Origin of the sequence: Paraburkholderia sp. BR14312, from assembly GCF_040948675.1 — a bacterium.
GTDB classification, from domain to species: domain Bacteria; phylum Pseudomonadota; class Gammaproteobacteria; order Burkholderiales; family Burkholderiaceae; genus Paraburkholderia; species Paraburkholderia nodosa_A.
The window spans coordinates 93,936-107,865 of sequence record NZ_JBFPKI010000007.1 but is presented as its reverse complement, the minus strand read 5'-3'; the positions used below and the strand labels follow the sequence as shown (position 1 = coordinate 107,865).

The following is a 13,930-nucleotide window of genomic DNA, read 5'->3' as shown; positions in this document are numbered from 1 at the left end:
CTTGACGTTAGCTCTGGTCAATCGATCGCTTACCCGAAAGCCGGGCGCGCGCGCTTCCAGCCACAGCTCGCTCGTGCTCTGTTCTTTGTCGTTCATGGCTCAGTCGTGTCCCATTCTGCGTTTGGCAATCAATGTCCGAGAAGTCGCTCACCGCGTAACGTTGAAGCTGTACCGCACGGCGACACTTGCCTGCTGCCTGCTGCCTGCTGCCTGCTGCCCGCGGTTGCGGAGATAATGCACCATCTGGGGTTCGTGCAGTCATTTACGGTACAAGCAGGCAGCTGGTAAAGCTTCATTCGCTGCTTCGACAGTATCGAGTGACGGTATCGATGTTTCAGGGGCATCTTCCGATCCGCGATACCGTCGTGCCGGGCTGTGGGATGCTTTGCCGGAGGTGGTTATGCATCGACGCCGGATTCTCTGGCGGATGTGCGGACTCCAATAGACCGTCCCAGACGGACGATCGGCGCAAAGGAGATTCTTCCGCGCGATACGGCTTCCATAATGTAAGCCGCTAGAGCAAGGTGTACGACGGTATGCTTTACGGTATCATGTCCGCACGGATCGTCCCAACCGCCCGACGGTGGTGGCCCCAAGGCCCCGATTCAGAATCGAGTGGAATCGGGATTCATCCCGTAAGATTCGGGACGGCTCTTCGGCTGCATGGACACGCGTCGAGTCGGGCAACCAGCCTGACAGTGAACTAATAATATCGGCTTGTGTCTCGCATTCCAGAGCGGCTTGCGACAGCTGCGGCAGCCAATGGATCATCTGTAGTGATCGACGTGAAACCGTTCTCAAGTTGTAGTTGAACGATGGGGCGCTTATCCACTACTTCCTTACCGAAATGGATAGTATCCGTCAGGTAGTCGTCGAGGCTGGCGCAACAAGTACCATTGCTGCGGATGTACCATTTGCCGTCGTTTGCGTCTTCGCGGTACTCCTTTACTGGACTGAAGGCTCCCATGGCTTTGCGCCCGGCACGGACATGCTTCACAAGATCGTAGGTGGGATCTCCGTTTACGGGGTTCTTGTTGCCGACTTCAATCCACGCAAAGTTACTCTGCTTGCTGGCATCATCCAACCAGGATTCTACCAAACATTGGTGATAGTACGCCCCAGCTCGTCCACAGCTCAAATCATTGTACCGGTTCGCAATGTTGTCTTCGTCGCTGGCGTAAATCATTGGCGCAAAGGCTACGCCTTTCGTGTATTTCACGATATTTCCCGGCTCGGCTGCCACTAAGGTGGCAAAGAACTTGAGAACCACCATATTCTCCATCCCTCGCCTGATAGTCAGATCTGCTGCACGGGAAAGTGCATCCAGGCTCTTGATGTCGAGTATTACTAACATGTGGGGGTAGTCAGATTTAACCCTGTCCAAGGCCGCCTCAAGGGAGAGGGCATCGTATCCCGTTGTTCTGAATCGCTTATCACGCAAAATTATCCTGTTGAGATGTGCATCGTCAAGCGCACGCACGTCGGCATTCCACCCTTTGCCTGTATAGATATCGAAACCGGAGCCGGCAGCGACGCGTCCGACGTTATAGTCATGGAAGAGGTATGGCGTCCCATTGCGGCTTTGCTTGACATCCAGTTCGATGGCCTCAATGCCGTTGTTATAGGTGTTTTGAATCGAGCAAAGCGAATTCTCGGGACAACCACTAGCGACGATGCCACGGTGAGCGACGATGCCTACGTTCCTCTTCTCTGCATGACCGGTATAAGGATTCTTGAACGCTTCGAGAATACGCTCGGGATCATAGTGATGTGGGCCATCTATGATGGCAGCGTCAGAAAGCGCGGCGATTGAAAAAAAAACAGCGCCAAGCAGCCGGAACCACTGGCTTGCAAAAGAATTCATAGCGATATCACTCCTTGGTTATCAGTGTCGTGAGTTAGAAATTCATTGAATGAACTGCTGTTGCCTGTCGTGGTGGTGTTTGGTGAATAATCGAATACTACGAGGCGGCGAAGAAGACCCGTCAAGCCAGCTCGAATGCGACCTGTTTGTGCGACCTTGCCGCGTGCAACGTCGTCGAACCTTAAACCAACGTACTCCTGCCGAAAGGTCCATAGTCTGTGAGGCCACATGTTCAGTCCAGCGCCGCCGTAGTGGAACGACGTGCTTGCTATACGACTGATCTTGTTCACGTAGTTGATTCATATGTCGAGACTCGTTGCCTGCCTGTCATGGCGATCTTCAGGTGACGCAAACTCGCGGGATATTTCTGCACAATCACACGGAAAGCGCATTCATCGTCGGCCCGTGCACGGGCCGGTGATCGGCAAGAGTATGGTAAAGGTGAACCTCTCGACAATGACCTCTTCACACGGGCGCTTGAGATCGCAACGTCCCAAGCGCCCGCCGGCCACCAACAACGCAAAAGGGCGATGCTGCCGAAGTGCCCAGGAACCGTTCGTACCGGCGGTGGCGACCGATCATTCGAGAGTGCCGCCCGCCGCAATCGTGTCGAACGCCTCGCTCGGCGTAGGGAAGTTCCGCGTGCGCACATCGATCACTACGGCCGTTTTGTGACGCAGCGCCAGTCCCAATGCATCAGCCAAGTCCGACGCCTCATGCACGGTCACGCCGCGCACCCCGATCGACTCAGCGAATTTCGCCCAGTCATGCATCGGCAAGTCGTGCAAGCGTCCCAGCGCCGGGCTGATCCGGTCGGCGCGCAGTTTTGGACTCCCGTACGCCGAGTTGTTGAGCACCACACAGATCAGAGGAACACCGTAGCGGGCAGCGGTTTGCATTTCAACGCCGTGCATCAGCATGCAGCCGTCGCCAGTCACCACCACGCACGGATCCTCGGGACGAGCGAGTTTCGCGCCGATCGCCGCCGGAATCGCCCACCCCATTGATCCCATGTACTTGATCGAAGTAAAGAAACGTCGTGGTTCGTATGCGGTCCAGTAATGGCCCGCGAAAAAGGCATGTGCGCCACTGTCGATGAACAGCATCGTTGAGCGGGGCATCACGCGGCGCAGTACCGCAATGGCTTGGGCGGGGTGCAATTGCTCTGGTTCCGATGGGAGAGGTCCGATCGGCTCGGTCAGAGTGCCGTTGCGCTTCAGCGAAGAGAGCCAGTCGCGCCGGTCCGCCCGGCTGGCTTGCAGGCGCGCGGAACATGCCGGTGCAGCGCGCGTCAGCGCATCCAGGCAACTGCGGGCGTCGCCCAGTATCGAAAGGTCTGAGCGATAGTCCTGAAACACGCCGCTCGTGTTGATGTCGTTCACAATCAGCGCATGCCGAGGCTGGAATCCAGATGTCCAGATCAGCGTGTCCAGCATGTTCATCCGCGAGCCAAGGACAAACAGAACCTCAAGCTTCCCGGTGGCGAGCGCATCAATCGCTGGCCGGTTGCCGAACCAGCCCATCATGCCGAGACTCAAACGATGATCTTCGGGGAACACCCCCTTGGCGGGCAAGGTCGTCGCCACTGGTATGTCGAAGCATTCGGCGAACCGCACGAGCGCTTCGGTGGCCTCCGACTGTACGCAACCAGAACCCGCGAGGATCGCAACCTTGGTTTTCGTCCCAACTAGATCCCAGAACGCGTCACAACTATCTGTATCCACGAAGCGAGGCTGATATGACGCCGAGGGAAGCCTTGACCACTCGCCGTTGGTCGCGGCCCCCTGAACATCGACGGGAACCGACAGATGAACCGGGCCGCGCGACGCGTGGTCCAGCATGCCGTGCAAGAGACGCCTGAGATGATTCCGCGCGAGCGATGGCGAAGTCAGGTCCAGCTGCAGCGCAGTGACGGGAGCCGCCATCTCGGCACTACGCAATCCCGCCGCGCTGGAGTCCTGTAAAGCGCCCCGCCCCGCCCGGTCCTGCTGTACCTCTCCCGAGATAGCCAGCAGCGGCGATCGATCCGTCCAGGCCGTCGCTAGGGCAGTCAACGTGTTGGTAAAGCCCGGCCCGCTAGTCGTCGCGCAGACGCCGAAGCGTCCGCTCGCTCGCGCGTAACCATCTGCCATGTACGCTGCGCCAGCCTCGTGCGCGCAAACGATGGGTTGCACATCCTTCTGCCGCGTCAGGCTTTCGAGCAGCAGATCGATCGATTGTCCGGGCACGCAGAAGAGGTGTCGGATACCCTCTTCGTTTAAAGCGCAGATGATCGCGTCTGCGACATTCATGCGACCTCCGCGAGTTCGGACCGAACGATCTGGATCGCGTTCAACGTGCGCGGAACGCCGACGTACACCGCAAGCAGGATGATGCATTCGAGTATCTCTTCCGGCGTTACGCCCCGTTTTAACGCAGTATGGACGTGTTGGCGCAACTCGACTTCGGTATCGCCCTGTGTAATCAATGTCGAAAAGGTGACGAGCTCCTTGTCGCGCGCCGTCAGGCCTGGCCGTTGCCACAGGCTGCCCAGCCCGAACTCCTCGATAATCGAGAAGTAGTCAGGGCAGAACTCTTTCAATGCCCGCAGTGACGCCGCGTGCGCAGGGTGATAAGTGTTGTCCAGCTCCCGCTGACCGGCGCTCGCACCGCTCAGACCGTGGCCTTTTTCGTGTTGCATAAGTGATTTCCTCCAGCGAGGGGTAGTACCTTCATGAAAGTTAAACCCACTTCTCATGCTAACAACTAATTTAGTTATACTAACGTCATTTATCGACGCTTTTCCTACAGTAGCTTGAGCGTGTATTTCTTCACAGGTGCCGTATTTGCAGCTATGAAGCGTTTGCTGCCGTAAACTGGTGTCCCTGTGTCGACGACGCGAACCTGTGGCGCGCGTCCAGGTCCATATCTGGCATTAGCGGGACTCGGGGGACTGGGACCAACGTTTCATCTTCACGTTGACACGACCTCAGCAAGGTGCTTCAAGGCATCGCAACCCATGCGTTGGGGCAATTTCTCTATTTATCCCGTCACCGCGAGCCGCGCGTTGTCCGGGGCCCGTTCCCCATCCTGCATTTGGACAGACGTTCTGTCGGGTTCTCGACGCTTTCCTTCTAGAGGTTCTGTTTTGAAAAGCCCGCACGAGTCGGCCTTCGGGTCTCAGCCCACGAACAAGATACTCCGCGGCCGATTGCGGCGCACCGGAAAACCTGTCAACCATGCCCGCATGGCGGCAAGCTAATGTCCGACGTCGAGACACAGGTGTCCTTTTTGGGGAAAGCGTTATGGAACAGGGTTGATCTCAGTGGCTGCAAAGCCGCGACGAAACCGTCCGGACGCAGCAGCGATGTGGTCTTACTCTGAAGAGAAGCATACAGTGTGCCAGCATGAGTCGCTGCAAGGCAGTGCGCCTATGTTGGCTTCCGCGCGTGAAAGCCGCGACGGGACCTCTCTACATGCTGATATCACGCCGACTGTCTGAACGTTGGTTTTCCAACAAATCGCTCGCTTTGTCCCAGACGTATGGGTATGAACAATGTAGACGCGATTCTAGCTTGCGCGTATCTGCGGACCGACACAAGCAAACTCGGCTCTTCCGGCGATGCCGATAGCACGGGCGCGCCCGGTTGCCAGTTGCCGCGCGACCGGATTGGGGCGGTAGCTGGCGCTAGCCGCGGCTGCAATGACTCGCTCACGGGTCCGCTCGCTCACCTCCGGGTATCCATTGAGCGCACGGCTGACTGTGGTCCGCGACATCCCAAGCTGGTGGGCAAGATCTTTCAGTGTCATCGCGAGTCCCGGTCTTGCCGCTTCCCCGCCAACCTGTCGGGGCCACCAACCCCGTAGCGCGACGCGTCAACCTGCAACCGGCCATGGTCGAGTACATCGACGGGCATCGGGTCCGAGATCTCCCCGATGAACTGGCCGTCCTTGCCGGATTTCAGAAAGGCCATGAAGTGCAGCGTACCGTCCGGCGCATGCACCATCCGGCCGGAATAGAGCGAGCCCGCTGCATCGCCGACCAGAAAATCGTCCTCGACCAGCTTCCATTCGCCAAGCGGATGATCGGCGATCAGATAGTGGGTGCCCGTCATTGGCTCAGACATGCGCTCGCGGCAATACGCTGGCTCGATATGGTTCTTCGCAGTGCAGAACAGGCAGTACCACCGGCCCTGATGCTCGAAGACCTGCGGTACTTCCAGTTGCCCGAACACCTTCGAGCGGAACAGCGGCGGGCGCAGCGACCAGTGTTCGAGATCGTGGGACACCGCATGCCCAAGCACGCCGCGTCCGATCACCAGGCCCATGGGCTCTCGCGCGGTGAACACCATGTGCCAGCCATCGCCGTTTGGGGCGGCGAAAACCCAGGGGTCGCGGAAAGCCTGGTCGTGCCAGACATTCGTATCGAGCGGCTCGTACAACGAGGGATCGATGTTCAGTATCGGATTGTGCGCGAGCCGTTCCCATATTTGCAGATCATCGGATACAGCCGCACCGATGCGCTGCACGAGACCGCGACCAGCATGGTCCGTACCAGTATAAAACATCATCCAGCGCTGCTGTGGCGTGCGGACGACCGAACCCGTCCACGTGGTGTAGTCGTCCCATGCGGGCGAGCGCGCTGGATGCAGCGCGACCCCGCGTTCCGTCCAGTTGACCAGATCGGTGGAAACTGCATGACCAATCGACACGTTCCAGTGCCGCTGCTCGGGATCTCCGATCGCCTTGGGGGCATTGAGGAAAAACATGTGCGTGAGCCCGCCTTCCTGTGCAAACCAGAAGTCCCACACCCAACGGTCCTCAAGGCGAAATGCCATTGCTGCTGTCCTATTCTGGCGACACGGCCGATTGTTGCGATGTCGGCCGTGCCGGGTTGCGCGCTGTCTGGCGCGAATGTCGACGCACGCCAGTCCATAGATCACTCGATCGCGTGGCTGGCCCCCGGATAGTACACATGATGAGTATATGTATCAAGGTCAGTCATTCAAATTCGACACCTCCTCCGTCGCGCTCTTTAATTTCTGGCGCGAGGAAAGTCGCGGTGCTATTTCCTATAACTGTCACTGATAATACACATAATGGGTAGTAATATTGGTTTTGTCGCGCCGGGCAGTGTTTGACCGGCAGGAGCAGCGGAGGCTCGCCGGAGTTTTGCGACCGACCACATACATGACACATTCGGGAAGAACCATGTTCGATCAGCAAGTCGGCCGCCGTTACTGGCGCCTTTCTGCGATTGCATTCGCGACAGCGGCAGCGTGGTCATCGCTGGCCTGCGCCGCGACGCAGGCTCTGGCGGACGAGGCGGGCGGTACCGCGACGGGCGAGCAGCCCGCGGATAAGAACCAGCAGGTCCAGCGCTTCGGTCATGTCGACGTCACGCGCAAGCGCGCCGTGAACAGTGCGGCCGTCGCTACCAAGCAGATGCAGGACCGGGTGATGGATGTTTTAACGAAAGAGCAGATTGAAACCTTGCCGGATGCGACCGTCACCGACGTCGTGAAGCGTATCGCCGGCGTATCGGTGAGCTTTAACCCGGACAACGTCAACGGTCGCGACGAGGCGCAGTTCGTCGCGATACGCGGTCTCGATGCGAGTTACAACAACATCTCGTTTGACGGTGCGCCGATGGCCTCGACCGACCGGACGAGCCGCGGCGTACGCACGGACATGCTGCCGTCGTCGCTCGTCAAACAGGTGCAGGTCTTCAAGACATGGCAGCCGGATCAGGATCCGAACGCGGTCGGCGGGTCGGTGAACATCGTCACGCGGAGCGCGTTCGACAACGGCGGCAAGCCGTATTTCAGCGCGACGGGAGCACTCGGTCATGCCGAGGGAACAGGCAAGGTTCTCTCGGGGGCCGAGGGCCTCGCGCGCAAGGCGGATATGGTGTGGAGCGCGACATTTGGTCCAACCCAGGCGCTCGGGCTCGTGATCGCAGCGAACTACGAGAAACAGAACACGTATTCGCTGGGCCACATGACCACCGACAATATCTTCTACAACTTCTACGGTGCGAACGGCTCGCTCGCGAACCCGGCGGCGACGGGCGGTCCAAATCCCGGCAACGGCATTCCCGTACCCCAACAGTTCAAATACTGGCAGTACCGCAAGAATCTCGAACGGCAGGGCGTCGATGCCAAGCTCGAAGCGAAGTTCACGCCGGACGTCTACGGCTTCGTGTCGCTCGGCTATAACGCCGAAAATATGCATGAGTTACGCGATGAAAACATCATCGATGTCGGGCGCACGACGGGGGTCCCTAACAACCCCGTAATCAACCAGACCGCGACGTCTGGCCAGTTCGCACTCGGCGAAGCGGAAGCAGGTGTACAGCAAAGCAAGATTGACCGGACTGTCCAGAACGTCCAGGGTGGTCTCGATTGGCGTCTGGGTGATGATCGGATGTTGTCGCTCCGCTCCTCGTTCTCGAAGGCAAGCCAGTGGAATCCACAGACGGCTGCGAAGTACATCTACGGCAACCTGAAGTACGGTGCGTCTGGCACGCAGCCATCTATCGTCGGCATACCGGGCATGGCGACGACCTATGACACGTCCGGATTCGATCCCGCCGTGAGCGTCCTGAATCCCTCCGGCTTTGTGAACCCAGCCAACTGGCACGCGCTCTACTGGCGTACCGACAACATCCAGATCGACGACAGGGTAGGCGACCTGAAGCTCGATTTTCGCCAGAATATGGGCTCCGATTCGCGCGGACTGGGCTATGCCATCGGCTTCGATTATCGCAGCCTCGGCCACAACTACAACGAAGCGTTCAACGCCTACTTTCCGACGGGCAGCGGACTCACGATGGCAGGCGTTGGCGGTCCGTCGGGCACGACGTTGCCGTACACCAACGGTCTGCCGTTCATGACCATCGACCTGAACAAGGCCTGGCAGCAGCTGCAGAGCAATGGCAACCTTGTTGCGGCGAACGTCAACAACCTCGCGAGCAGTCTGCAGAACAACTACTCGCATACGGAGCAGACGGCGGCAGGCTATGCGATGGCGTCGTGGCGCACGGATCGTCTGAGCGCGATGATCGGGCTGCGCCAGGACAACACGCGTCTGTCGACGACAGGTAATGTGCGCAATACGGTGGGAGGCACGACCACATGGCAGTCCGTCACGAACGATTCGAAGTACAACTTCACGTTGCCGGCCGCATCGCTGGTTTTCGATGCGACGCCCGCAGTGCGCCTGAAATTCGCCGCCAGCAAGACCATCGGCCGGCCGACCTATGACGACTACGCGCCCAACACGTCAATCTCCGAAAGCTCGGACGGGTCGCTGACGGTCGTCACCGGCAACCCGAACATCAAGCCGCGCGAATCGACGAACCTCGATCTGTCGGCAGAATGGTATTTGCCGCACTCGGGCCTCCTCTCGCTCGCAGCATTTCACAAGCAGATCAAGAACGAGATCTACAACCTCACGAGCCAGGGGACGCTGTTCTACGATGGCCTGACCCGCGCAGCATCGATCACGCAGCCGCTCAATTCGTCGAACTCGAAGCTCGACGGCATCGAACTGAATTTCGTGCAGAACTCGCTCGGCTGGATCACGCCGTACCTGCAGGGCTTCGGCTTCAGTGGCAACCTCACATTGCTACGCGGTCGCCTGAACGCGATCACGTCATCGGGCGGCACGCGCACGATCAACCGCCTCGTGAACCAGCCTGACCAGATCCGCAACCTCAGCGTCTTCTACAACTATCACAAGTTCGGTATCACGGTTGCGTACAACTGGATCGGCACGAGCCTGCGTGCGGTTGATGCCAGCCTGCCGCGCCAGGACGTGTACTGGCAGGCGCGCAAGGAAATCGATCTGCAGGCGCGCTACGACATCGGCTCCGGCTGCCAGACTTTCTTCGAAGTCGCGAACCTGACGGGATCGCCCGTGGTCTCGGTCACCGGCCAGAACCGTAATCTGCTAAAGGACAAGTTCTCCATCGGCCGGACCTTCTGGCTCGGCCTGACCTATACCCCGAAGCATCTTTGACCCTGGACGGCTGCGCTGCCCCAACGGGGGAGCGGCCGTGTACTGGATTAATTCATCAAGGACATGACATGAACATCCTGCAGCAATTTCTCAGTCTGAGCACGCAGTCGGCGGGCATCATCCCGATCCTCGCGCTGCTTTTTCTCGTGGTGCTGGCCGTCGCGATCGAGCGCGCCGCATTCTTCGCAAAGGCGGCACCTTCGAGTGCAGAAATCGATCATCGCCTGAACACGCTCAATTTTCTCGATGACCGCTCGGTGAGCGAAGTCGCGACGCGCTACCGTCCCACGGTCTACGGCGCGACGTTGCAGGCCGTCGTCGAGTCACGCTCGCTGAATCCCGACGAGATGGACCGCTATATCGACGAGGCGATCGTACGCACGTTGCCGCAACTCGACAGGCACCTGTGGATGCTCGATACAGCCGTGACACTCGGGCCGCTGATCGGTCTGCTTGGCACGATCATTGGCATCACGGAATCGTTTAACGTGCTTGGCACGGCTGGACCTGGCGCGGGTGCCGTGACGGGCGGCATCGGCCATGCGCTGATCGCAACAGGCTGCGGTTTGCTGGTGGCCATTGTCGGTGTCGCGGCGAACGGCTACTTCGCCAAGCGGGTGCGCCTTGCGACGCTGCGGCTCGATCTGATCAAGCTCGCAAGCGTCAAGCGCACCCATCTGGTCGGCAGGAGCACGGCGGGTACTACTGCGGGAATCACAGGTGCCGGCGACACGCGTGAGCGTCAGGAGCACATCGCGAGCGTACGGGCGATGTCGCGCACGATGGCCTCCGATGCGTCGGGAGCGTGATCATGAGCCGCACTCGTTACCTCGAGTCGCACGAGCCGCGCATCGAACTTGTGCCGATGATCGACATCATGATGTTCCTGCTGATTTTCTTCATGGTCACGATGTTGAAGATGATCGACGCGAGCGGCGTCAAGATCAACGTGCCGCACGCTGCATCGGCCGCACCGCTGCCGATGGCGACGCTCACGATTGCGGTGAAGAAGGACGGCGGCCTGTTCTTCGAAGGCAAACCGGTGTCCGCTGACGTGATGACGCAGACGATCCGCGGACGTGCGCACGATGCGAAGATCGACGTGCTGATCGCGGGCGACAAGGACGTGGCGCTGCAGGATCTGCTGCACGTGATGGATCTCGCGCACGCGGCAGGTGTCGACGATGTCGGCGTCGCGGCCGTGCGCTGAGGTGCAGTCATGAAGACAGCCGTTCTGGGAACGCTCGCGCCGCCCGAACCGAAGTCCGGCATGCGTTGGCCCGCTGCGTTTGCGATTGCGCTTGTCATTGAAGGTGGGCTGATTGCTGTATTAGGGCGCATTCTGGTGCAGCCCGTTGCTGAACCGCCTCCGCCGCCGAAGGTGATGAAGGTCGTGACGATCGCCGACGCGCCCGCCGATCCCACACCGCCGCAGCCAGCTCAGAAGGCACCACCCGAACCGCCGAAGCCCGCGCCTGTGCAGCACCGCCCGACGCGGGTGCGGCATGCAGCGCCGACACACAGCGCGGTGCCTGCGCCAGCCGTGACACCCACGCCCGTCGCCACCCAGGCCCCCGCCACGGTGCCGCAGGCGGTGCCCGCCGTTACACCGGACATCGCGAAGCCGATGCATGAGGCGCCGCCCGCCGCGTCGCAGGCGCCAAAGGTCCGCAAAGGCATCGTGCCGCTTGTGCGGGTCGAGCCGGATTATCCGCCGCGCGCGATGGCCGGCAACATCGAAGGGGCGGTGGTCGCACACGTCACGATCACGCGGGACGGGAGCGTGAGCGCTGTGAGTATCGTGCGATCGGATCCGCCGAAGGTCTTTGATCAGGCCGCAATCAACGCGCTGATGCGCTGGAAGTTTTCTCCCGGCGACGCCGATGTGGTCGGCGAAGTCGAACTGCGTTTTTCGCTGAGCGAATGACGCACTGAACTGACATCAACAAGCAAGACAAATGAAAACGGCAGGCATGAATACTATCGACGTCCCTGAAGTACCGTTCATCTCGCTGGACCATATCGGAAAGAAGTTCGATTCGAATGGCAACGTGTTGCGCTATCCCGGCAATACGCTGGTATGTCATGTGCCACTTTTTACACCGCTATCCGATGCGCTTGTCGCTGTGCGCGACACGATCAGATCGAGTCCGTTTGCGTCCTCGCTAAGCTTCCTGCCGCCGGAGAGCTATCACATGACCGTGTTCGAGGGCGTCGCCGATCTCGAGCGCGGCAATGACCGGTGGCCAACCGATCTGCCGCATGACGCGAGCATTGCCGAGTGCACGCGTCACTTCGCGGCGAAGCTCGAATCATTCGATCTGGGATGCGCCTTGCCGCTGCGTCTCAGGGTGGCCGATCGCGCGAATCAGACGCACGTTGGCTGCATCAAGCTCGTACCCGTTGATGCAGTGGAAGAGCGCAAGCTGCGCGACCTGCGCACGCGGCTCGCCGAGTGTCTGTCACTCAGGACGGCATGGCACGATCACTACGAGTTTCATATCACGCTGTCGTATCTGGTCCGCCCCATGACGCCCGACGTCACGCTTGCGTGCCTCGATCTCGTCAGCGGCTGCTTTGCACATGTGGGCAAGCTGTTCGAAATTATCGAACTGAGTGCACCCGAATTCTGCGTGTTCAACGACATGTATGCATTCGACAACCAGTTCCTCCTGCGCCGGATCGCATCGCAATGAGCGGCACTGTCACACATCGCTTCGCCTTATCGAACGGCGGCGCTCGATGATGCGTCTGCCAGGCGTTGTCGCGGCTGTGCTGTTCGTGCTCGGTGCGTCGCCGTCGATGGCGACGACCATCCAGTTCTGGTATGGCCATACGGGTACCGTGGCGGCCGCGATCCAGACCCTGTGCGACGGGTTCAATGCGTCGTCGCCGGTGGACAAGGTGCAGTGCGTGTCGCAGGGCGCGTACGAGCAAACGATGCGCAAGACGGTCGCAGCGTATCGCGCAGGCAGGCAGCCGGCACTCGTCGAAATTTACGACGTTGGCACGGCGGACATGATGCTGAGCGACGCCATCTATCCGATGGACGAGATGACGGCGACCATAGGCAAGCCGGTTGATGCATCCAGCTATGCCGATGTGGTGCGACGGTACTACGCATCGACGGACGGGCGGCTCTACTCGCAGCCGTTTGGCGTGTCGACGCTCGTGCTGTACGCGAACGCTGCGCGGCTCGCCGCAGTCGGCGTGACCAGTACGCCGTCGACGTGGGAAGCGTTCGAGGACACGGCGCGCAAGCTGCGGGCCGCTGGCGCGAGTTGTCCGGCTGTCAGCGACTATTCGCCGTGGAAGCTGTTCGAGCAACCGGCGGCCGTGCAGGGCGTGCCGCTTGCGAGTGGTGCCAACGGACGACAAGGGCTATCCGCGCGCTATGTGTTCGCTGGCGGGGCGCTGAACCGCTGGATGCTCGACGTGCTGCGCTGGCGCAAGGCGGGGTTGCTGCTCGATGCGGCCGACACGCGCACGGGCAGCCAGGCGATCGCTTTCGCGAATGGTGAGTGTGCGATGTCGGTCGATTCAACGGGTGCGATGGGCGTCATTATGAGCGTCGGCAAGGTGCATCCGGTCGTGGGCATGATGCCTGTCTACGCAGGTGCGGTGCGTTACCACACTCTGATTGGCGGCAGTTCGATCTGGGTGATGAAAGGCCAGGACCTGGCCAGCTATCGCGTCGCCGCAGCGTTTCTCGCCTTTGTGCGTGAGCGGCGAAACCAGATTGCATTTGCGCTAAAGACAGGCTATCTGCCCGTTACGCGGGACGCGCAGGCGATGCTATCCACAATGTCCGATCAGCGGGACGTGGGTCTGCTGCCAATCACGGCAGGCGTGATGTCGCTGAACGAGGCGGGAAACGAAAACAGTGTGGGCGAACGGCTCGGCTTCTTTCCGCAGTTCCGTTCGATCTGGTTCGAAGAGGTGCAGCACGCGTTTCACGGTGACAAACCGATGGACGATGCGCTGCGCGCTGCACAGTCACGCGGCAATGCGTTGCTCGTCCGCTTTGAGGCAACCTACAGGGACATGCGCCTGCCCTGACGAAAC

At 60.0% G+C, this 13,930-nt stretch carries 10 protein-coding genes and 1 pseudogene; 6 read left to right on the top strand and 5 right to left on the bottom strand.

Going from position 1 to position 13,930, the window contains the following annotated elements; genetic code table 11:
- Positions 1 to 703: 703 nt before the first annotated feature.
- The 5 genes and pseudogenes from AB3X98_RS20520 to AB3X98_RS20500 all read right to left on the bottom strand — a co-directional run bounded on the left by AB3X98_RS20520 (position 704) and on the right by AB3X98_RS20500 (position 6,681).
- The gene (locus tag AB3X98_RS20520) at positions 704 to 1,864 is read right to left on the bottom strand and encodes a glycerophosphodiester phosphodiesterase family protein (protein WP_368604272.1); all 1,161 of its coding nucleotides are present in this window, start codon (positions 1,862 to 1,864) and stop codon (positions 704 to 706) included.
- Positions 1,865 to 2,442: 578 nt separating this feature from the next.
- Entirely contained in the window at positions 2,443 to 4,155 is a 1,713-nt protein-coding gene (locus AB3X98_RS20515) for a thiamine pyrophosphate-binding protein (protein ID WP_368604273.1), read from the bottom strand.
- On the bottom strand, positions 4,152 to 4,544 hold the full coding sequence (locus AB3X98_RS20510; protein ID WP_368604275.1) for a carboxymuconolactone decarboxylase family protein: 393 nt from the start codon (positions 4,542 to 4,544) through the stop codon (positions 4,152 to 4,154). The genes AB3X98_RS20515 and AB3X98_RS20510 overlap by 4 nt, the downstream gene beginning before the upstream one ends.
- Positions 4,545 to 5,464: 920 nt before the next feature.
- A pseudogene (locus AB3X98_RS20505) lies at positions 5,465 to 5,653 on the bottom strand (LacI family DNA-binding transcriptional regulator); the annotation flags it as partial.
- Positions 5,650 to 6,681, bottom strand: a complete 1,032-nt coding sequence (locus AB3X98_RS20500) for a hypothetical protein (RefSeq protein WP_368604276.1) — start codon at positions 6,679 to 6,681, stop codon at positions 5,650 to 5,652. The gene AB3X98_RS20500 and the pseudogene AB3X98_RS20505, both read right to left, overlap by 4 nt.
- A gap of 373 nt (positions 6,682 to 7,054) precedes the next feature.
- Between AB3X98_RS20500 and AB3X98_RS20495 the strand changes: the two genes are divergently transcribed.
- From AB3X98_RS20495 to AB3X98_RS20470, 6 genes are all read left to right on the top strand, one after another.
- On the top strand, positions 7,055 to 9,865 hold the full coding sequence (locus AB3X98_RS20495) for a TonB-dependent receptor (protein ID WP_368604277.1): 2,811 nt from the start codon (positions 7,055 to 7,057) through the stop codon (positions 9,863 to 9,865).
- A 68-nt stretch (positions 9,866 to 9,933) separates the two neighbouring features.
- The gene (locus AB3X98_RS20490; RefSeq protein WP_368604278.1) at positions 9,934 to 10,674 is read left to right on the top strand and encodes a MotA/TolQ/ExbB proton channel family protein; all 741 of its coding nucleotides are present in this window, start codon (positions 9,934 to 9,936) and stop codon (positions 10,672 to 10,674) included.
- A gap of 2 nt (positions 10,675 to 10,676) precedes the next feature.
- A complete protein-coding gene (locus AB3X98_RS20485) occupies positions 10,677 to 11,075 on the top strand; it encodes an ExbD/TolR family protein (protein WP_368604279.1) in 399 nt (132 codons plus the stop codon).
- Between the two features lie 183 nt (positions 11,076 to 11,258).
- The gene (locus tag AB3X98_RS20480; protein ID WP_368604280.1) at positions 11,259 to 11,792 is read left to right on the top strand and encodes a TonB family protein; all 534 of its coding nucleotides are present in this window, start codon (positions 11,259 to 11,261) and stop codon (positions 11,790 to 11,792) included.
- A 46-nt stretch (positions 11,793 to 11,838) separates the two neighbouring features.
- Positions 11,839 to 12,561: a DUF1868 domain-containing protein gene (locus tag AB3X98_RS20475; protein ID WP_368604281.1), complete on the top strand. Its 723-nt coding sequence runs from the start codon at positions 11,839 to 11,841 to the stop codon at positions 12,559 to 12,561.
- Between the two features lie 46 nt (positions 12,562 to 12,607).
- Entirely contained in the window at positions 12,608 to 13,924 is a 1,317-nt protein-coding gene (locus tag AB3X98_RS20470) for an extracellular solute-binding protein (protein ID WP_368604282.1), read from the top strand.
- Positions 13,925 to 13,930: the final 6 nt, after the last annotated feature.